Here is an 18,981-nt window from a genome sequence, read left to right as displayed (position 1 = left end):
TGCGCGGACGGACCAGACATGTAGCGTTGCGCTTCATGCTGCGCTACCGCCTCGACCCCGGCGACTTCGCGGAGGTCCGCTTCGCCGTGTCGCCGCTGACCGAGGTGACGCTGAGCCTGCGCGCCCTGCGCGACCCCGGGCGCTTCCCGCTGCACCTGGCATGGCTGCGCCACCTGGAGCGCGTGCTGCCCGATCTGGACGAGCCGATGCTCCGGGCGCTCTGCGACGATCGCTTCTGGACGCCCGACTTCCTCACCCCGCGACCGGCCTCGCCGCTCGGGGTCTTCGAACGCGAGCTCGCCGCGGTGGCGACCACGCCGACGGCGACGGTCGCGCGCGATCTGGCGGCCGTGCATCCGCTCGCACCACCGGAGTCGCTGCAGGGCGATCCGCTGGAGGTGCGCGACCGCGCGCTCAGAGCGGTCGACGCGTACCACCGCCGGGCGATCGAGCCGTTCTGGCCGCGATGGCGGGCGCTGCTCGAGGCCGACGTGCTCCACCGAGCGCGCCAGATCACGGAACGCGGCGTCGCGGGCATGTTCGAGACGCTGGCCCCGACGGTGCGGCTGCGGGGCTCGGTCGTCGAGGTGCGCCTGCGGTCCATGCCCGGCGACGTCGAGCTGCGCTCGGTCGGCGCGGGACTCACGCTGGTGCCGACGCTGTTCACCAAGAACGCCTCCGCGCCGATCGCCGGCGACGAGCCGCCCATGGTCTTCTACCCGGCGCGGGGTCTCGGCGCCCTCTACGAGCGCACGCCACCGCCACCGGCCGCCGCGCTCGCGAGGCTCATCGGAGCGACGCGGGCGAGCATCCTCGCCGAGCTGGAGCTGCCGATGTCGCCCACCGAGCTCGCGGTGCGTCGGGGCATCACCGCCTCGGCCGCGAGCCAGCACCTGCGCGCCCTGCGCGACGGCGGGCTGCTCGAGGCGCGCCGCGAGCACCGCAGCGTGCGGTTCCGCCGGAGCGAGCTCGGCGAGGCGCTGGTGGGCCGATCCGCGCTCGGCGGCTGAGCGCTCAGCCGAGCACGAGGTCGTCGGCCGTCCGAAGTCGCCGCGGCGGCTCCCCGCGCGCACGCCGCGGCGGGCGAGCACGTCGGCGGCGAGCAGCGGACCCAGGTCGAGACCGGTCGCGGCGGCCACGTCGGCCACCGTCACCTGGAAGGTGCGGAAGGGCTCGAGCGGCGGCGGCACCGCCAGCGCGGTGACGATCGGCTCGAGCGCCGAGCGCTGGTCGAGCAGGAAGCCCGCTGCCGCGATGCCGTCGTCGTCCGACCAGACGGCGACCTTCCAGAACTCCTGCGGGATCAGCACCCCGCGGTACTCGGGGTCGACCTCGGCCAGCACCGGGCCGGTGAGCACGCTCACCCGATGCTGATGCCGTTCGGCGTAGGCGAGCACGTGGTCTTCGAGCCCGAGCCACAGCTCGCCGCTCTGGTTGAAGCCGGCCGCCTGCGGCGCGGCGTTCGTGTAGGCGAACGTGTCGGCGTTCGCGCGACGCGCGAGCTGCGGCTCGCCCCAGACCGGGTCGCGGCGGCGCACCAGGTGCCCGCGGTCGAGGTCGTTCGAGCGGTACAGCTCGTTCCCGCACTGCTCCGACTCCGGAACGCGCGGGTCGAATCGCCAGTCGTCGCCGCGCGGCACGTCGACGAGGCGGTCCCCGTCGATGTTGACCGCGGTGGCCGCAGCCAGGCGGCGCACAGGGTCGAGCAGCACGGTGAAGTGCTGGTAGTCGAGCTCGCGGATCGGGCGCGGTGCGAGGGGCACGGGGAGCGGGACGTCGACGGGCAGGAACTCGGGGGCGTATCCGGTCACTCCTCCAGCCAAGCAGCGACCACCGACAGGAGGGAAGGGCGGATGCGCATCCTCGGCGGTTGCGCAGCGTCGCGGCCCGCTGCCACGCTGACGGTCATGAGCACCCCCTCCGTCGTCGTGATCGGCAGCATGAACGCCGACGACTCCATCCGCGTCCGCACCCTCCCCGCCCCGGGCGAGACGATCACCGCGCTCGGCGTCTCGACAGCGCTCGGCGGCAAGGGCGCGAACCAGGCGGTCGCCGCGGCGCGGGGCGGGGCATCCGTCCGCTTCGTCGGCGCGGCGGGAGCGGACGACGGCGACGCCGTCGTGGGGGCGATCGCCGCGGAGGGCATCGATGTCGAGGGCGTGCAGCGGCTCGAGGGCGTGCCGACCGGACGGGCGATCGTGATGATCGACGACGCGGCGGAGAACTCCATCGTGGTCCTGCCCGGCGCGAACCGAGGCTTCCCCGTCGAGAGCATCGAGGCGCAGCTCGCCGCGCTGCAGCCCGGCGAGCTGGTGCTGCTGCAGGACGAGATCCCCGCCCAGGTCAACCGCGCCGCGGCCGCCGCGGCGCGCGCGGCCGGCGCGACCGTCGTCTGGAACGCCGCACCGGCGCCCACCAGCGCGGACGAGCTCGTGCACGACGTCGACCTGCTCGTCGTGAACGAGCACGAGCTGGAGGCGGTCGCCGAGCTGCTCGGCGTCGCAACGGGCGCCGGCCCCGAGGGGGCGCCGCCGAGACGACCGGCATCGACGCCCTGCTCGCCGCCGTCGCGCAGGCCATCGGCGCCGACGCCGTCTGCACCCTCGGCGCCGAGGGTGCCGCCTACGCGGTCGGCGGCGTCACCGGTCGCGCGCCGGCGCGACGCGTCGAGGCGGTCGACACCACGGCGGCCGGCGACACGTTCGTCGGCTACCTCGCCGCGTCCGCCGGTGCGGACTTCGGTGAACGACTGCGGCTCGCGCTCGGCGCGGGGTCGCTCACGGTCACGACGCTCGGCTCGGCCGGCTCCATCCCCCGCCGTGCCGAGGTCGAGGCGTTCCTCGCAACCTGACCGCGCCCTCTCAGGGCACCCCTCATCACGCATCCGCTCAGCTGCCCGGGCGTAGCCTGGCGAGGCGGGCACGTCCCGCGCCCCTCCACGAACGAAACGAAGGAATCCCGTGCGCACTGTCAACGCCGTCGCCGCCCCCTCCGCCACCGAACCCCTCATCCGCACCACCATCGAGCGCCGCGACGTCGGCCCGAAGGACGTGCTCATCGAGATCGCCTACGCCGGCATCTGCCACAGCGACATCCACACCGTGCGCGGCGAGTGGGGTGAGATCCAGTACCCGCAGGTCGTCGGCCACGAGATCGTGGGCGTCGTCACCGAGGTCGGCGACGAGGTCTCGTCGCACGCCGTCGGCGACCGCGTCGGCGTGGGCTGCATGGTCAACTCCTGCCGCGAGTGCGAGAACTGCAAGGCCGGCCTCGAGCAGTACTGCTACGAGGGCAACATCGGCACCTACACCGCCGTCGACCGCGACGGCAGCATCACCCAGGGCGGCTACTCGACTCACATCGTGGTCGACGAGGACTTCGTGCTGCGCGTGCCGGAGTCCATCCCCTACGAGGCCGCCGCGCCGCTGCTCTGCGCCGGCATCACGACCTACTCGCCCCTGGCGCACTGGAAGGCGGGCCCCGGCAAGAAGGTCGCGGTCGTCGGCCTCGGTGGCCTCGGCCACATGGCCGTGAAGATCGCCGCCGCGATGGGCGCCGAGGTCACCGTGCTCTCGCAGACCACCGCGAAGCACGCCGACAGCGAGCGCTTCGGCGCCGTCGCGCACTACGCCACGAAGGAGTCGGAGACCTTCGACACCCTGGCGAACACGTTCGACCTGATCATCAACACGGTCAGCGCGAAGCTCGACCTCGGCGCGTACCTCGGTCTGCTGCGCCTCGACGGCGTGCTCGTCTCGGTCGGCGCCCCGCCGGAGCCGCTGCCCGTGCAGGTCTTCTCGCTCTTCAACAACCGGCGCTCCTTCGCCGGCTCGTCGATCGGCGGCATCGCCGAGACCCAGGAGATGCTCGACTTCTGCGCCGAGCGCGGCATCGCGCCGGAGGTCGAGCTCATCGACGCCGACCAGGTCAACGAGGCGTACGAGCGCGTGATGAGCAGCGACGTGCGGTACCGGTTCGTCATCGACGCCAGCACCATCTGACGCCGATCCCGTCGAGCGGATGCGGGGCGCGGTCCATCGGGACCGCGCCCCGTCGCCGTAGCTGGGTCCGCGCCCGGAGCGGGCTCCCCGCAGCGGGCGGACCGCCCTAGGCTCCGGACGTGCGACTCGCCCTGATCGGCCTCGGCCTGCTGCTGATCGGCGGCGTCGCCGTCGCCGCCGGCGTGCTCCCGCTGGACGAGGCCGCCGCGCTCGGCGAGCGGGTCTGGCCGGTGCTGCTCTTCGCGATCGCGATCACCGTCGTGGCCGAGCTGGCGGCCTCCGCCGGGGTCTTCTCGGCCGTGGCCGAACGCCTCGCCGGCGCGGGCCGAGGGCGCGGCCTGCTGCTCTGGGCGCTGGCGGCGCTGCTCGCGCTGGTCGTGACGGTCTTCTTCTCGATCGACACCACCGCGGTGCTGCTGACGCCGGTCGTGATCGCGTTGGCCCGGCACGCCCGGATGGACCCGGCCCCATTCGCGCTCACCGCGGTCTGGCTGGCGAGCACCGGGTCGCTGCTGCTGCCGGTGTCGAATCTCACCAACCTGCTCGCCCAGCAAGCGCTCGAACCGACGAGCACCGCCGAGTTCGCGGCCCGGATGGCCCTGCCGGCGCTCGTCGCCGCGATCCTGCCCTGCGTCGCGGTGCTGCTCCTGCACCGGCGGCAGCTGCTCGTGCGCTACGAGCCCGTGGCACCGGAGCCCGCCGCGGACCCGGTGCTGCTGCGGATCGCCACGGCCGTGCTCGTGCTGCTGCTGCCGCTGCTGCTCCTGCCGGTGCCGGTCTGGCTGCCCGCCCTCGGCGCCGCGACCGGGCTCGTGCTGGTCTTCGCGGTGCGCCGGCGGTCGGCGCTGCGCGCCGGTCTCGTCCCGTGGGGCGTCGTCGTCTTCGCCTGCGGGCTGTTCCTCGCCGTCGAGGCGGCGCACGCCGCCGGCCTCACGCAGGCGCTCGCATCCGTCCTGCCGACCGGCGACGGTCCCGCGGGCCTGCTCGGGATCGCCGGGATCGGGCTGCTCGGTGCCAACGCGCTCGACAACCTGCCCGCCTACCTCGCCCTCGAGCCGATCGCCGACTCGCCGCTGCGACTCGCCGCGCTGCTCATCGGGGTGAACGCCGGGGCCGTCATCACACCGTGGGCGTCCCTCGCCGTGCTGCTCTGGCACGAGCGGCTGCGGTCCGCGGGCGTCCGCTTCCCGTGGCGCCGCTTCATCGCACTGGGCGCGGTGGTCGCGCCGATCACCGTGGTCGCGGCGACCGCGACGCTGCTGCTGCGCTGAGCCCGTCAGTCCCGTCGGCGCCGGCGCCGCATCCGCTCGCCCAGCAGATGCGCCGACGCGAGCAGCGTCATCAGGCCGATCGGGATGAGCAGCAGGTGCTTCTGGAACACCGCCGCGCCGAGCATGAACGGGCCCGCGAGCAGGATCGCGGCGGTGGCGATCACCGCCTGGACCGTGCGCCACCGGCGCCGCCACGGTGGCAGCTCGTCGGAGCCGGTCACGAGACGAGCACCGCCGGACCGACGCGCAGCGCGCCGTCGTCCAGGGGCTCGCAGCGCACCCCGCCGCGGTGGCGCAGCGCGCGGAAGGCTCCGGGGGCGATGACGCGGTCCATCCAGGCGCAGGGGTTCGCGGCGCGGTGGCCCTGCAGGCGCAGCAGCGCACCGTCCTGCTCGATGGCGAAGGCGGCGCCGACCAGCGCGTCGACGTCGACACCGCGCAGCAGGATCGTGCGGCGGGTCTGCGCGAGACCCGGCGCCTCGTCGAGCCCGAGCATCTCGGCCACGGCATCCAGCGACTCCGCGGCCATGACGGTGACCGAGGCCCGGCGGTGCGCGGGGGCGTTGAAGAATCGGTCCCCCACCACGCCGAGTCCGGCGCGCACCTCCACCCGGTCGCGCATCTCGGCGGGCGGCACGGGGTCGGGGCCGTCGGTCGGGCGGCCCTCGTAGCGGTGCGCCGCCGAGGCCAGCAGCTCGACGATCTCGACGGGAGTGCGCACCTGCCGACCCTATCCGGCGCATGCCGGCTGAGGGGCGACTGAGCGCGCCCTCCGTGTGCCGCCGCGGCAGGGCGGACGGCGGTTGACTACGTGAGCGGATGCACGTCCGCACGCCGAAGGGAGCACCTGATGACCCACAACGACACCCACGCCTCCGTGCCCGAGGAGTCGAAGGGCGGCTACGAGTCCCCCGCGCCCGAGGACGAGGTGGCCGGCGACGGCGTCGCCGAGCAGCACGAGGACGGCGGCGAGGCCGAGGAGGCCGAGAACGAGTACGGCGGCTACGAGGCCGCGAGCATGCCGAAGGAGGGCGAGGACGTATGAGCGACCTGAATCCGACGAGCGCCGAGGACGGGCTCCCGGAGCGCCAGCAGCACGACGATCCGACCGAGGCCGTCGACGCGGGCATCCAGCGCGACCTCGAGGACGGCACCCGCGACGCGCAGGCGACCGAGCCCCACGAGGACGTGCCGCCCGGCAGCGACGACGACCTCGAGGTCGACCCCGACGAGGTCAGCAACCCCGACCTCGTCGGCGGCGACTGAGCCGTTCGAGCGGCGATAGCCTGATGCGGGCCCTCCGGGGCCCGCATCTCGCACGTTCAGGAGGAATCATGCAGGAGATCGACGTCACCGGCCTGGCGGCCCTCGGCGAGAACGCCGTGGTGCTGGACGTCCGCGAGCCCGACGAGTACACCGGCGGCCACGTACCCGGCGCGGTGCTGATCCCGCTCGGCGAGGTCGTGGAGCGCTTCGACGAGGTGCCGCAGGGCGACCCGCTCTACGTGATCTGCCACTCGGGCGGGCGGAGCGCCCGCGCTGCGGCCTGGCTGGAGCAGCATGGCGTCGAGGCCGTGAACGTCGCCGGGGGCACCTCGGCCTGGGTCGCGGCGGGTCAGCCGGTCGTCACCGGGGATCGTCCCCGCTGATCTGCTCGTGCGTGGCCGCCGTCGGCGCCCTGCCGACGGCGACGCCGAGCAGGGTCTCGATCGCCCGGTCGACGGCGGGCGCGGTCCGGGGTACGCCCGTGGCAGATCAGGTCACGCCCACCCAACGGCCGCCGACGCGCTTCGTCACCCGCCGGCTCAGCACCTGCGCGACGGCGCCGGCCGTGGCGTCCGCCTCCTCCGCGATCCGCACCGCCTGCGCGGGTTCATCGGCGGTGAAGCGGATGACGACGCGCGGCTCGCCCGCCACCAGCTCGACGGACGAGGCCTCGACCGTCGCGACCTCGGCCACCGCCTCGGCGACGACCGGCAGGACGGTGGGCGGATGCACGCCCGGACGCAGCGCGCCGATGCCGAGGATGACGCGGAACGAGGGCACGGGTCGAGCGTAGCCCGCGCCGCGCGCGGTGTAGCTGCCCCGCTCTGCCCGGATTCGCGCTCCGGATGCGGACCGTCGTCGCAGCGCGGGCCCGATCGTCCGACGCGGTTGTCGCCGCTCAGGTCCGCCCCGCAGCGCGGCGCGCGTCCGTCAGGACGAGGTCGGCGTTGACGGCCGCTCCGGCCAGAAGTCCCTGCGCCGCCGACCCGACCACCTGTGCCATCGGGTCGCAGACGTTGCCGGCCGCCCAGACGTCCTGCACCTCGGTGCGACCCGAGGGGTCCGCCTCGATGTAGGGCAGTCCGGTCATCGGATGGTTCGGCAGCGAGCCTCCCAGCTGCTCGAAGAGCTCGCCGCGCACCGTAAATCGCGGGGCCACGACGATGGCATCGGCGCCGAGCACGCCGCCGTCGGCCAGCCGGAGGTCGGCCTTCCCCTCCACCGCCGCAGCCTGCGAACGGACGACGCGCACGCCGACCGCCGCGAGCAGCTCCGCCGACTCCGCGTCCGGCTCGCCTCCGGGCTGCACGACCATCGTGACCTGCTCGCTGAGCTGGCGGAAGAACAACGCCTGCAGCGCGGAGTTCGACCCCGTCGCGAGCACCACGATGCGCTGCCCGCGCAGCTCGTAGCCGTGGCAGTAGGGGCAGTGCACCACCGAGCGGCCCCAGCGTTCGGCGATTCCCGGCAGCTCGGGCAGGACGTCCACGAGACCGGTCGCCAGCACGAGGCGGCGCACGGTCAGCTCCTCGGCGCCGACGGAGACGACGAGGTGCTCGCCACGTCGCGCGACGCGCTCGACGATGCCGTCGGCGAACTCGGCGCCGTACGCCGAGGCCTCGGCGCGACCTCTGGCGTCGATGTCGCGGGGCGCGTCGCCCTCGCTGCCGAGCACGTTGTGCGCGTGCTCGGCGAAGCGGTTGCGGGGCTCGCCGGCGTCGATCACGACGACGGAGCGGAGGGAGCGGGCGAGCGCGGTGGCGGCGGCGAGACCTGCGGGTCCGGCGCCGATCACGGCGACGTCGTGTGTGGCGATGCTGTCCATGGCAGCACCCTCCTGCCGACCGTGCCGTATCGGCAAGCATCCTTGCCGCTTCGGCAACGAGGCGGGATGCTGGACTCGTGCACGCCCGCTCCCCCGCCTCCGTCGCCGAGCGCGACGCGCTCGCCGCCGTCGGGCCCCGTCTTCGGACGATCCGCACCGCTCGAGGCGTCACACTCGCCGCGGTGGCCGCCGAGACGGGCATCTCGACGAGCACGCTGTCCCGGCTCGAATCGGGCGGACGCAAACCGACCCTCGAACTGCTGCTCCCGCTCGCCCGGGCCTACGGGGTGCCGCTCGACGAGCTCGTGAACGCCCCCGCGAGCGGGGACCCGCGCATCCACATCCGCCCGCTCCGCCGCGACAGTCAGGTGATCCTGCCGCTCAGCAGCGGCGCCGGCGGCGTGCACGCCTTCAAGCACGTGTACCGCGGAGCTCGACCGGGCGACCCGGCCCCTCGGCGGCGCACGCACCCGGGGCACGAGTGGTTCACGGTGCTCAGCGGCCGCATCCGCCTGCTGCTCGGTGACGCCGAGCACCTGATCGAACGCGGCGAGGCCGTGGAGTTCGACACCCTGACGCCGCACTGGTTCGGACCGGCCGACCAGCGCCCCGCCGAGGTGCTGAGCCTGTTCGGGGCGGACGGCGAACGCGTGCACGTGACCGCGATCTGATCCGCCGTGTCCGCAGAGCGCGGACTCGCGCCCGACTGCGCCAGCGTCCAGCCGGCTCCCCCGGCCGCTGAGGCGGCTGCGACTGACTGGACGCATCGAATGGAAGGAGCGAGCGGATGCGCGCACTCACCTGGCAGGGCACGAAGAGGGTCAGCGTGGAGGAGGTGCCCGACCCGACGATCTTCGAGCCGACGGACGCGATCGTCCGCATCACCTCGACGGCGATCTGCGGATCGGACCTGCATCTCTACGAGCTGCTCGGTCCCTTCCTCGACGCCGGCGACGTGCTGGGGCACGAGCCGATGGGCGTGGTGGTCGAGACCGGCTCGGCCGTGCGGAACCTCGCCGTCGGCGACCGCGTGGTGATCCCGTTCACGATCGCCTGCGGCGACTGCTTCTTCTGCCGCCGCGGCCTGCAGTCGCAGTGCGACACGATGCAGGTGAAGAGCCAGGGATCGGGCACGGCCCTCTACGGCTTCACGAAGCTCTACGGCCAGGTGCCGGGCGGGCAGGCGGAGTTCCTGCGGGTGCGGCTCGCCGACGCCAACGCGATCAAGGTCGGCTCGGAGCTGCCCGACGACGCCTACCTGTTCCTCAGCGACATCCTGCCGACCGCGTGGCAGGGCGTGCAGTACGCCGGTGTCGAGCCCGGCGGCACCCTGGCGGTCATGGGCCTCGGCCCGGTCGGCCAGTTCGCCTCCCGCATCGGCGTGCACCTCGGTCACCGCGTCATCGCGGTCGACCCGGTGCCCGAGCGGCGCGCCATGGCCGAGCGGCACGGCGTCGAGGCCATCGACCTCGACGACGGCGCTCTGGACCACATCCTCTCGGCCACGAACGGGCGCGGTGCCGACGGCGTCGTCGACGCGGTCGGCGCGGAGGCGCACGGGAACCCGGGTACGAGCTTCCTGCACAAGATCCTCGAGCGCACGCCCGACGCCATCTCGAAGAAGGCCATGGAGCACGTCGGTGTCGACCGGCTGGCGGCGCTGCACAGCTCGATCGACGCCGTGCGCCGCGGCGGCACCGTCTCGCTCAGCGGCGTGTACGTGGGCGACGCCGACGTCATGCCCTTGAAGACGATGTTCGACAAGCAGATCTCGATGCGGATGGGGCAGTGCAACGTCCGTCGCTGGACCGACGACCTGCTGCCCCTCGTCGAGCGCGACGACGACCCGCTGGGTGTGCTCGACCTGACCACCCATCGCGTCTCGCTCGACGAGGCGCCGGCGTACTACGACACGTTCCGCGAGAAGCGCGACGGCTGCATCAAGGTGGTGCTTCAGCCGTGACCCGCGACCCGAACGCGCGCGACGAGGCCGAGCTGCTCGACGAGTCGCTCGGCGAACGGGAACGGCGCGAGAAGGACAGGGCGGAGAGCCCCGGCAGCGAGCGCGAGACCCGTGCGAAGCAAGACGACCCGCCCGCCTACGACGATCCCGCCCACGACGACATTGACGAGTCGCAGGTGCGGATCGCACCCGGCACCGGCGGGCCCGACGACGTCGGCGACGTGGAGGTCGACGAGCGCGACATCCACATCCCCGGTCGCGACGCGACCTGAAGTCGCGAACCGGCTGGGTGCGGGCGGATGGCGCGCTGCGCATCCGCTCGCCCCCTCCGGTCCGCGAGCAGAGTGACCACACGACGAGAGGAGTCCGACGATGAGCGATCCCACCCGCATCGACAGCGAGCCGCGCGACCCCGATGTCCCCCTGCGCGAGGGCGACGACCCGGACATCGCGGTCGAGCCTGAGCCGCAGCAGCGCCGAGCCGGCTTCGACCCCCTACACCCCGGCCAGGGGTACGACCACCTGAACCCCTTCGATCGCGGCACCCGCAGCGATCTCGCCTGAACGGAGCGCACGATGAGCGATGACCGCAAGCATCTGACCGAGACCGGCATGGCCAAGGGCCCCGACCGCGACCTGCCCGACTTCACGACCGAACCGGGCGTGAGCGAGGGCGGTGACGACCCGATGCTCCAGCCGCACGACGGCGAGGAGCCGGCGGACCTCGAACCCGCCGTGCACGACGAGGACCTCGAGCAGCACCGCTCGACGCGCCCCCGGCAGGACTGAGCTCACCGCAGCCGTTCGACGGCCTCCTGGGCCGTCGACGGCGAAGCGGATGCGCCGCGGGCGCTACCGGTTCAGGTGGCGAACGCGGCTGCTGTGCGGCGGAGTACGCGCTGCTGCACGGCGCTCAGGCGCTCGGAGGAGAACAGCGCGAACAGGGCGTCCAGTGCGGTGGACTCCGGAATCGGCGCCTGAGCGCCGAGGGCGGCCATGAGCGCAGCCGCGTCCTCGACGAACCGGCGCACCAGCTCGTCCTCGTCCGCGTCCTGCGCCGCGCGGAACAGCGCAAGCAGCTCGATCGAGCGCTGCGCCTGCTCGGGCTCGAGCATCGAGCGTTCGACCGCCGCGAGGAACGGCTGCGCCGCATCGCCGAGACCGTGGCCCACGAGCAGCAGCAGCGCACGCTCGTCGGCGAGCATGTCCGGACCGGCCCCGGCGGCGGCGAGCCGCTCCACGTACCGCGCGCCCTCGGGTCTCAGCGTCGGATCGCCCGCGACCGACCGCACCGCAGCCAGTGCCGTCCGGCGTCGTTCCAGCTGCTCGATCGACCGGCGCAGCTCGTCGTCGAGTGCGTCCAGCAGCGCGGCCGCCCCCTGCGGCGGACCGTCGAGAGCGTCCGCCACCGCATCGAGCGACAGACCGAGCTCGACGAGGCGGCGGATCGCGAGCAGGCGCACGAGGTGGTCGAGGCCGTACTCACGGTAGCCGCCGGCGGTGCGGGGCGGTTCGTCCAGCAACCCGATCTGGTGGTAGTGGCGCAGGGTGCGCACGGTCGACCCGGCCAGGCGGGCGAGCTCAGCGCTGCGCATCGGCGCTCCCCTCCCCCGCATCGTCATCCCGGTGCTCGTCGGCGGCGTCCGACGCAGCCCCGGCGGTCGGCTCCACTGTAGGCGCGGCGGTGACCCGCCGGACGGAGCGCGAGAGCAGCGCGGCGAGCACGACGAGCGCCCACAGGCTCGCCAGGGCGATGCCGGCGGCGCGGGTGCCCGCGACCTCCACCACCACCGACGTCGCTCCGATCGTCAGGGGCGCGGCGACGAGGGCGAACGCGTTCTGCGCCCCGAGGACGCGCCCGTGCAGCCGGTCGTCGACGCTGTCGAGCAGGGCGGCGCCGAGCACGGCGCCGAGCGGTGCGCTCACGAAGCCGAGCAGCACCGCGGCCCCGATGAGCACCCCGGCGGGCGGCAGCAGCGCGAGTCCGATGACCGGCAGGACGGATGCGAGCAGTGCGACGACCACGATCACCCGTCGGCGCAGTCGTCCGCTCACGGTCGCCGTCAGCCCAGCGCCGAGCAGCGAGCCGAGCGCGAGCGCGCTGAGGGCGAGACCGAGCACGGGTTGCTGCCCGGTGGCGTGCAGGTGCACCGGCAGGAGCAGGCCCTGCATGGTGCCGACGACGGCGATGACGCCGGTGCCGAGCAGCATGACCGCACGGACCGGGCCGCGGCGCAGCACCAGGCGGAGGCCGGCCAGGACGCCGGCCGGTCCATCGCCGCGGGCCACGGCAGCACTGGTCGCGGAGGGACGCCCGACCGAGCGCGGCAGCAGCAGCGTCGCGATCGCGGCCAGCGTCGAGGTGACCGCGGTCGCGATCAGCACGCCGCTGCTGCTGAGCCCGGTGACGAGCACGGCGGCGAGCCCCGGTCCGACGACGATGGCGATCGCCTGGCCGGCCTCGCGCAGCCCGATGAGCCTCTCGAGCGGCATACCGGCCGCGCGGGCGATCTGCGGTGAGAGCGCCTCGCGCGCCGCCGTGCCGGGCACGTCGCCGACCGCACCCAGGATGCCGAAGAGCACGAACCAGCCGAGCTCGAGCCCTGCCAGGGTGTCGACGATCGGCAGGGCGAGCAGCGCGAGCGCCGAGACGGCGTCGGCGATCGCGGAGGCGACCCGGCGGTCCATCCGGTCGATCAGCGCGCCGCCGAGCACGCCGGCGAGCACGGACGGCACGGCCGTCGCGACCGCGAGCACGCCCGCGCCGAGCGCGCTGCCGGTGGCCGTGAGCAGCAGCAGCGGCAGGGCGACGGCCGCGATGGCGTTGCCGAGCGCCGACAGGGTCGACGAGGTCAGATAGGTGATGACGGGCAGCTTCGTTCGCATGCCGCCACGCAACGCTACGACGTAGCGTCGGAGTCAAACGGATGCCGCGGGATCAGGGCACGCGGTAGCCCGCGGTGCGGAACAGCTCGTACCACTCCTCGCGGGTCAGCGGCAGGTCGCTGCCCTGCGCGGCTCCGGCCACGCGCTCCGGCGTGGTGGTGCCGAGCACGACCTGGATCCAGGCGGGGTGGCGCGTGATCCACCCGGTCGCCACGGCGATCGCGGGCACGTCGTACTTCGCGGCGAGCCGGTCGATGACGGCGTTCAGCTCCGGCGAGTCGGGGTCGCCGAGGAAGGTGCCGGTCCAGCCGCCCTTCTGGAACGGCGACCAGGCCTGCAGCGTGATGTCGTTGAGACGCGCGTAGTCGACCATGCCACCGCCGTCGATCGTGAAGGACTGCTCGTGGCCGGCGACGTTGGCGTCGACGCCCTGCGCGATGATCGGCGCGTGCGCGATCGACAGCTGCACCTGGTTGGCGACGATCGGTTGACGCACGGCGGTCTTCAGCAGGTCGATCTGCCGCGGCGTGTGGTTGCTGACGCCGAAGTGGCGCACCTTGCCGCTCTCGTGCAGGTGATCGAAGGCCCGGGCGACCTCGTCGGGCTCGACGAGCGCGTCGGGGCGGTGCAGCAGGAACACGTCGATGCGGTCGGTCTGCAGCGCGGCGAGGAGGCCTCGGCGGAGCGCACGAGGTGCTCGAAGGAGAAGTCGAAGAAGGGGCCGGGGTGGCGGATGCCCGCCTTGGTCTGGATCGTGACGGCGTCGCGCTCCGCGGGGCTGAGCTGCGTCGCCTCGGCCCAGCGCCGCTCGCTGCGGTGCAGCTCGCCGCCGTAGATGTCGGCGTGGTCGATGAAATCGATGCCGTGGTCGTTCGCGGTCCGCACGAGGGCGCGGATCTCGTCGTCGCTCTTGTCGGCGATGCGCATGAGGCCGAGCACGATGTTCGGGGCGGTGATGTCGGTGCCGGGCAGGAGTCGTGTCTTCACGGACGTCGTCGTCATGCTCCGAGCCTAGCCAGCGGCGCGCCCCGCCAGCGACGGTGCAGCCGGCTGGCGCAGGGTGCTGTCGCCGCGCGGCCCCACCTCGACGTGCACGCCGATCGGGATGCGCTCCTTCATCGCGTCGACGTGACTGATCAGGCCGACCGTGCGACCGCCGGCGCGCAAACCGTCGAGGGTCGCCATCGCGATCTCGAGCGTCTCGGGGTCGAGCGAGCCGAAGCCCTCGTCGATGAAGAGCGAGTCGAGGCGCACGCCGCCGGACTCGGCGGTGACGACATCGGCGAGGCCGAGCGCGAGGGCGAGGGAGGCGAGGAAGGTCTCGCCGCCGCTCAGGGAGCTCGGTATGCGGCGGCGCCCGGTGAACGCGTCGAGGATGCGGATGCCCAAGCCGCTGCCCGTGTTGCGGTACTGCACGGAGTCGTCGTGCTCAAGGCTGAAGCGGCCGCTCGTCATGGCACCGAGACGCGCGTTCGCGGCCTCGACGATCTGCTCGAGACGGGCGGCGAGCACGAAGGCCTCGAGGTCCATCCGCTTCGTGTTGGGGCCCTTGCCGTCGAGGGTCTCGGCGAGGCGGCGCAGTCGCTCGGCGCCACGGCGCCGCTCGGCGTCGCGCTCGAGCCGCTCGATCGCGGCCGCGGCGCCCTGCCGCAGCTGCCGGTCGCGGTAGCGCAGCTCGTCGTGCGCCGTCGCCGCGGCGCTGCGGCGTTCGGAGGCCTGCGCAAGCAGCGCCTCCGCCGAGGCAAGAGGCTGCTCATCGTCGGGGAGCTCCTGCAGCTCGGGGTCGTCGAGCACGGATAGCGCGGCCGCGCGCTGCTCGTCGTGCGAGCGGATGCGCGTGTCGAGCTCGGCCATCCGCTGCGCCGTGCGCGCCCCGGCCTCGGCGACCTCGCGATCGAGCCCCCGCGCCTCGAGCGCCGCGTCGAGCTGGCCGGTCGCCGTCGTGGCCGCTACCCGGGCGGCCCGCAGCGCGCCGGCGGCGGCGACCTCGTCGAGCGCCTCGCGCCGACGCCGCTGGAGGCGGTCCCGCCGGGCGGCGACGCTCGCGTCATCGCCGCGGGCGGTCTCGAGCGCTCGGCGCAGACCCTCGATCTCGGTCTGCGCGGCCGTGAGCTCGGCGGCGGCCTCGGCCAGCGCGGCGCGCTCGTCGGTCACCTGCTGCTCGTTACGGCGGCGCTCCTCGGCGATCTCGTCGACCTCGTCCTGGAGCGCGGGCACGCGGTCGGCGGCGTCGGCGGCGGCGAGGTGCGCTTGCGCGACGTCGCCCTCCTCGGCGCGCAGCTGCTCGCGCGTGCCGCCGCCGGCGGCCTCGGCCAGCCGGTCGCGGGAGCGCTGCGCCCCCTCGCGGTCCGTTCGGGCACGGTCGAGCGCCGCCCTGGCCTGCTCCGCCGTCGCGCGCGCATCCTCGACGGCGTCGTCGGTGACGTGCTGTGCATCGCGCGCCGCCGGTGCCGGATGCTCGGTGGCGCCGCAGACGGCGCACGGCTCCCCGTCGACCAGCGCGGCGGCGAGCTCGCCGGCGTTGCCCTCGAGCCGAGCCTGCTGGGTGCGCGCATGCTCGGTCGCCGCCGCTGCGTCGTGGAGCGACGCGGCCACCTCGTGCTCGATCGCGGCGTCGAGCCGCTGCTGCGCGGCCTGCAGCCGGTCCGCCGCCTGCGACCGCGCACGGAGCGCGGCGAGGCGATCGGCACGCGCCGGCTCGAGCACCGCGAGCTCGCGGGCGTCTCGCAGTGCTGCGGTGGCGAGGCGTTCGCGTTCGGGCAGCGCCGCGAGCTGCTGCTCGGAGCGCGTCAGCGCGGCCTGGCGCGTCACGACGTCCGCGTCGGCGGTGCGGTGCCGGCTCTCCTCGTCCGGCAGGCGTCCTTCCAGTTCGAGCGCCTGCTCGATCGAGCCGAGCTCGGCGAGCAGTTCGTCCGCGAGCCCCGCAGGCTCGCTCGCGTCCTGCAGCCGGTCGAGCGCAGCGGCGGTCCGGATGTCATCGAACGCCGCCGGGCGTACCCGGACGGCCGCGTCGCGCGCGAGGTCGAGGTCGTCGAGCGCCCGCCGCTCCCCCACCACCAGCGGCTGCACCGCCTCGACCCGGCGGGCCAGCTCGAGTTCGCGGCGCAGGCCGTCGACCTCGTCGGCCTGCCCATCGAGTCGGCCGAGGGTCTCGGTGGCCGCAGCCCGGCGGCGTTGGCGATCCGTCACGCGGCGCAGCTCGTCGAGCAGCTCCCGCTGCCGCGCCTCCTCCGCCGATGCCGACTGCGCTGCCGCGTGCGCCGTCTCGAGTGCGGGCTGCAGCCGCTCGGCCGCCGCGGCGAACCAGTCGCCCTCCAGGGGTACCGGGGGTTTGACGGGGTCGGCACCCTCGAGCGCGGCGAGCTGTGCGAGGCGAGCCGCCTCCTGCTCGAGCAGCGCGCGTTCCGCCTCCAGACCGCGCCCCGCCTCGGCGGCACGATCCACGATGCGCTGCCGCAGCCGGTCGAAGCGGTGCGTGCCGAAGAGGCGGCGCAGCAGGCGCTGCCGGTCGTCGTTCCGCGCGAGCAGGAACTCGCTGAAGCGCCCCTGCGCCAGCAGCGTGACCTGCAGGAACTCCTCGCCGTTCACGCCCACGACCTGCTGCACCACGTCGCCGATCTCGCGCGCGCTCGTCCAGCCCTGCGGCTCGCCCGGCCCGAGCCGCTCGAGCACCGCCTTCGCGGCCTGCCGGGTGAGCCCCTCGCCGCGGGTCTTGGGCCGCTGGTACTCGGGCGATCGCCGCAGCCGGTAGCGGTGCCCGGCCGCCTCGAACTCGAGCTCGGCGAAGGTCTCGTCGGCGGGACCCGCGTGGTCGCTGCGCAGGTGCTTCTCGCCGTGGTCGAAGCGGGGCACCGAGCCGTAGAGGGCGAAGGTGATGGCGTCGAGGATCGTCGACTTGCCGGCGCCGGTGCGGCCGGCGATGAGGTAGAGCCCGTCGTGCTGCAGGGCGGCGAAGTCGATCGTCTGCTCGCCGCGGTACGGCCCCAGCCCCGCGAAGGTCAGTCTGAGGATGCGCATCAGCCGGCCGTGCTCTCGATGACGGCCAGCTCCTCGTGCAGCAGCGCCGTCTCGTCCGAGGTGGCCGCGTCGCCGCCCCGGACATGCGCGATGAAGTCGGCGACGATCTCTGGATCGGTCTTGGACCGCATCCGCTCGGCGTAGCCGCCCGGGCCGACGTCGTGCACCTGCTCGGGTCGGTGCTCGAGGGTCGCGCAGTGGGGGAAGCGGCGCTGCAGCTTGGCCATGGCGTCGGTGGGGCGGCTGCGGTCGGTGAGCACGGCGCTCACCCAGTGCTGCTCGTGCTCGGCGTGACGCGGGTCGTCGAGCAGCTCGTCCAGGGTGCCCGTCAGCTCGACGAGGGGGCGGGGCACCGGCAGCGACGCCCACTCGGCACCGGCGAAGCCCTCGGCGTCGAGGTCGACGATCCAGGCGCCGCGGGGCTTGCCGGCCTCCGAGAAGGAGTAGTGCAGCGGCGCACCGGAGTAGCGGATGGAGGGCGCCAGCTGCGCTCGCGAATGGATGTGCCCCAGGGCGGTGTAGTCGACCCCGGCGAAGCGTTCGAGGGCGACGTACTCGATGCCACCGGCGGTGATGTCGCGCTCGGGGCCGGCCGGATCGACGCCGACGGCGAAGCAGTGCGACAACACGACCGAGCGCAGCGCCGGCTCGTCGCGCCGCCGCGCCTCGAGGTCGGCGCGGATGCGGTCCATCGCGTGCGCGAGCACCTGGTCGTGCGTGCGCAGCACGAGTTCCGGGAAGCGGTGGCGGTGCAGCGCCGGCTCGAGGTACGGGATGCCGTAGACGGCGACCGGACCGTGCTCGTCGCGCAGCAGCACCGGCTCGGCGAGCTGCTCGGGCCGGGTGATGACGTGCACGCCGTCGCGCAGCAGCCGTGCCTGGAAGCCGAGCCGCGCGGGCGAGTCGTGGTTGCCGCTCGTCAGGATGACGGCGGGCCCGGCGACGCGCAGCGCGACGAGCACCTCGGCCAGCAGGTCGAAGTGCTCCGCCGCGGGCACCGCCGAGTCGAAGACGTCACCGGCGACGAGCACCGCGTCGACCCGCTCGCGGCGGGCGACCTCGACGAGCTCGCCGAGCACCTCGCGCAGCGCGCCCGTGGTCGAGCTACCGTGGAAGGTGCGCCCGACGTGCCAGTCGGAGCTGTGCAGGAGTCTCATCGCGTCATGTCTAGCCGGTACCAGGGACATGCGCGGGACGGCTCACCACGTGATGGGCGGCAGCGGCGCCGGCGGCTCGGGGAGACCTGCGGCGTCGATGGCCTCGACGATGCGAATGCTTCGATCGCGAAGCGCCTCACCCGGATAGAAGCTCTCGTACAACTGCTCGGCTTCAGCCAGGTTCGAGATGCCGAGGATGGACATGAGCGCCGCGATATCCTGATCGTCTCGTCCCCGTCGCCCTGCGTGCAGTTTCATCGCCAACAGCATCGACGGCCCCGCGATCTCGATGAGGACATCGCCGTCACGATGCAGCTCTCGCCACTCGTCACGGGCGACCGGGAGAAAAGCCACGACACGCGCATTCAGCCAGTCGACCGGCCACGAGCGGCGTTCGGCGATGATGCTCGCCGCGTGCTCCACCTCGGATGACGGACGGAACGCAGCGTCGACATCGATGGTCGAGCCTCGGTCGAAGTACTCCAAGCCGAGCGCCGCGCCGCCGACGATGCGGATCGTCGCTGGAACCTCACGAGCTCGAAGGAGGCCGCCGAGCTCCCGCAGGCCGGCGACCAGTGCGTCGCGGTCGAGCAAC

General features: G+C 73.8%; 21 protein-coding genes and 3 pseudogenes. 13 read left to right on the top strand and 11 right to left on the bottom strand.

All coding sequences use genetic code 11. The annotated features are described in order from the left end of the window. Window positions 1-35 precede the first annotated feature (35 nt). Complete coding sequence (locus tag QQK26_RS03310; protein WP_284230027.1) at window positions 36-1,010, top strand: helix-turn-helix domain-containing protein; 975 nt, start codon at window positions 36-38, stop codon at window positions 1,008-1,010. A gap of 156 nt (window positions 1,011-1,166) precedes the next feature. Here QQK26_RS03310 and QQK26_RS03305 read toward each other — a convergent pair. After that, window positions 1,167-1,697, bottom strand: a pseudogene (locus QQK26_RS03305) (DNA/RNA non-specific endonuclease); the annotation flags it as partial. A gap of 156 nt (window positions 1,698-1,853) precedes the next feature. Between QQK26_RS03305 and QQK26_RS16385 the strand changes: the two are divergent. From QQK26_RS16385 to QQK26_RS03290, 4 genes and pseudogenes are all read left to right on the top strand, one after another. After that, a pseudogene (locus tag QQK26_RS16385) lies at window positions 1,854-2,435 on the top strand (PfkB family carbohydrate kinase); the annotation flags it as partial. Then, complete coding sequence (locus QQK26_RS16380) at window positions 2,393-2,851, top strand: PfkB family carbohydrate kinase (protein WP_431308026.1); 459 nt, start codon at window positions 2,393-2,395, stop codon at window positions 2,849-2,851. The pseudogene QQK26_RS16385 and the gene QQK26_RS16380, both read left to right, overlap by 43 nt. Before the next feature lie 109 nt (window positions 2,852-2,960). Further along, window positions 2,961-4,001 carry an NAD(P)-dependent alcohol dehydrogenase gene (locus QQK26_RS03295; protein WP_284230023.1) on the top strand — a complete coding sequence of 347 codons (1,041 nt, stop codon included), beginning with the start codon at window positions 2,961-2,963 and terminating at the stop codon, window positions 3,999-4,001. A 119-nt stretch (window positions 4,002-4,120) separates the two neighbouring features. Beyond that, window positions 4,121-5,272 (top strand): SLC13 family permease, encoded by a 1,152-nt coding sequence (locus tag QQK26_RS03290; RefSeq protein ID WP_284230021.1) that lies wholly within the window; start codon window positions 4,121-4,123, stop codon window positions 5,270-5,272. 5 nt (window positions 5,273-5,277) lie between these two features. On the opposite strand, the gene QQK26_RS03285 is transcribed toward QQK26_RS03290, so the two are convergent. Beyond that, complete coding sequence (locus QQK26_RS03285; RefSeq protein WP_284230019.1) at window positions 5,278-5,436, bottom strand: hypothetical protein; 159 nt, start codon at window positions 5,434-5,436, stop codon at window positions 5,278-5,280. A 53-nt stretch (window positions 5,437-5,489) separates the two neighbouring features. Continuing rightward, window positions 5,490-5,993, bottom strand: coding sequence for an MOSC domain-containing protein (locus QQK26_RS03280; protein WP_284230016.1), 504 nt, complete (start codon window positions 5,991-5,993; stop codon window positions 5,490-5,492). Between the two features lie 129 nt (window positions 5,994-6,122). Between QQK26_RS03280 and QQK26_RS03275 the strand changes: the two genes are divergently transcribed. The 3 genes from QQK26_RS03275 (at window position 6,123) to QQK26_RS03265 (ending at window position 6,921) form a co-directional block, all read left to right on the top strand. Next, window positions 6,123-6,317, top strand: a complete 195-nt coding sequence (locus QQK26_RS03275) for a hypothetical protein (RefSeq protein ID WP_284230014.1) — start codon at window positions 6,123-6,125, stop codon at window positions 6,315-6,317. Beyond that, a complete protein-coding gene (locus QQK26_RS03270; RefSeq protein WP_284230012.1) occupies window positions 6,314-6,538 on the top strand; it encodes a hypothetical protein in 225 nt (74 codons plus the stop codon). Before QQK26_RS03275 ends, QQK26_RS03270 begins: the two co-directional genes overlap by 4 nt. 68 nt (window positions 6,539-6,606) lie before the next feature. After that, a complete protein-coding gene (locus tag QQK26_RS03265; protein ID WP_284230010.1) occupies window positions 6,607-6,921 on the top strand; it encodes a rhodanese-like domain-containing protein in 315 nt (104 codons plus the stop codon). Window positions 6,922-7,027: 106 nt separating this feature from the next. Here the strand turns inward: QQK26_RS03265 and QQK26_RS03260 are convergent, their stop codons facing one another. Next, the gene (locus QQK26_RS03260) at window positions 7,028-7,318 is read right to left on the bottom strand and encodes a hypothetical protein (protein WP_284230008.1); all 291 of its coding nucleotides are present in this window, start codon (window positions 7,316-7,318) and stop codon (window positions 7,028-7,030) included. Window positions 7,319-7,436: 118 nt separating this feature from the next. Beyond that, window positions 7,437-8,363, bottom strand: a complete 927-nt coding sequence (locus QQK26_RS03255; RefSeq protein WP_284230003.1) for an NAD(P)/FAD-dependent oxidoreductase — start codon at window positions 8,361-8,363, stop codon at window positions 7,437-7,439. Between the two features lie 77 nt (window positions 8,364-8,440). On the opposite strand from QQK26_RS03255, the gene QQK26_RS03250 reads away from it, so the two are divergent. The 5 genes from QQK26_RS03250 to QQK26_RS03230 all read left to right on the top strand — a co-directional run bounded on the left by QQK26_RS03250 (window position 8,441) and on the right by QQK26_RS03230 (window position 11,115). Then, on the top strand, window positions 8,441-9,034 hold the full coding sequence (locus QQK26_RS03250) for a helix-turn-helix domain-containing protein (RefSeq protein WP_284230000.1): 594 nt from the start codon (window positions 8,441-8,443) through the stop codon (window positions 9,032-9,034). Between the two features lie 116 nt (window positions 9,035-9,150). Beyond that, window positions 9,151-10,326: an alcohol dehydrogenase catalytic domain-containing protein gene (locus QQK26_RS03245; protein ID WP_284229997.1), complete on the top strand. Its 1,176-nt coding sequence runs from the start codon at window positions 9,151-9,153 to the stop codon at window positions 10,324-10,326. Further along, on the top strand, window positions 10,323-10,598 hold the full coding sequence (locus tag QQK26_RS03240; protein WP_284229995.1) for a hypothetical protein: 276 nt from the start codon (window positions 10,323-10,325) through the stop codon (window positions 10,596-10,598). Before QQK26_RS03245 ends, QQK26_RS03240 begins: the two co-directional genes overlap by 4 nt. Before the next feature lie 100 nt (window positions 10,599-10,698). Then, window positions 10,699-10,890, top strand: coding sequence for a hypothetical protein (locus tag QQK26_RS03235; protein WP_284229992.1), 192 nt, complete (start codon window positions 10,699-10,701; stop codon window positions 10,888-10,890). 12 nt (window positions 10,891-10,902) lie between these two features. Further along, window positions 10,903-11,115 carry a hypothetical protein gene (locus tag QQK26_RS03230; protein ID WP_284229990.1) on the top strand — a complete coding sequence of 71 codons (213 nt, stop codon included), beginning with the start codon at window positions 10,903-10,905 and terminating at the stop codon, window positions 11,113-11,115. A gap of 71 nt (window positions 11,116-11,186) precedes the next feature. On the opposite strand, the gene QQK26_RS03225 is transcribed toward QQK26_RS03230, so the two are convergent. From QQK26_RS03225 to QQK26_RS03200, 6 genes and pseudogenes are all read right to left on the bottom strand, one after another. Further along, window positions 11,187-11,921: a MerR family transcriptional regulator gene (locus tag QQK26_RS03225; RefSeq protein WP_284229988.1), complete on the bottom strand. Its 735-nt coding sequence runs from the start codon at window positions 11,919-11,921 to the stop codon at window positions 11,187-11,189. Continuing rightward, window positions 11,908-13,212, bottom strand: a complete 1,305-nt coding sequence (locus QQK26_RS03220) for an MFS transporter (RefSeq protein WP_284229985.1) — start codon at window positions 13,210-13,212, stop codon at window positions 11,908-11,910. Before QQK26_RS03220 ends, QQK26_RS03225 begins: the two co-directional genes overlap by 14 nt. A gap of 52 nt (window positions 13,213-13,264) precedes the next feature. Then, window positions 13,265-14,199 (bottom strand): annotated as a pseudogene (locus tag QQK26_RS03215) (aldo/keto reductase). Between the two features lie 24 nt (window positions 14,200-14,223). Further along, window positions 14,224-17,229 carry an AAA family ATPase gene (locus QQK26_RS03210; protein ID WP_284229984.1) on the bottom strand — a complete coding sequence of 1,002 codons (3,006 nt, stop codon included), beginning with the start codon at window positions 17,227-17,229 and terminating at the stop codon, window positions 14,224-14,226. Further along, complete coding sequence (locus tag QQK26_RS03205; RefSeq protein ID WP_284229982.1) at window positions 17,229-18,386, bottom strand: exonuclease SbcCD subunit D; 1,158 nt, start codon at window positions 18,384-18,386, stop codon at window positions 17,229-17,231. The genes QQK26_RS03210 and QQK26_RS03205 overlap by 1 nt, the downstream gene beginning before the upstream one ends. 42 nt (window positions 18,387-18,428) lie before the next feature. Next, window positions 18,429-18,980 carry a hypothetical protein gene (locus tag QQK26_RS03200; RefSeq protein WP_284229980.1) on the bottom strand — a complete coding sequence of 184 codons (552 nt, stop codon included), beginning with the start codon at window positions 18,978-18,980 and terminating at the stop codon, window positions 18,429-18,431. Window position 18,981: the final 1 nt, after the last annotated feature.

This window comes from Arenivirga flava (assembly GCF_030161575.1).
In the GTDB taxonomy this organism is placed as follows: Bacteria; Actinomycetota; Actinomycetes; order Actinomycetales; family Microbacteriaceae; genus Arenivirga; species Arenivirga flava.
This window is presented reverse-complemented; position numbering and strand designations above follow the sequence as displayed.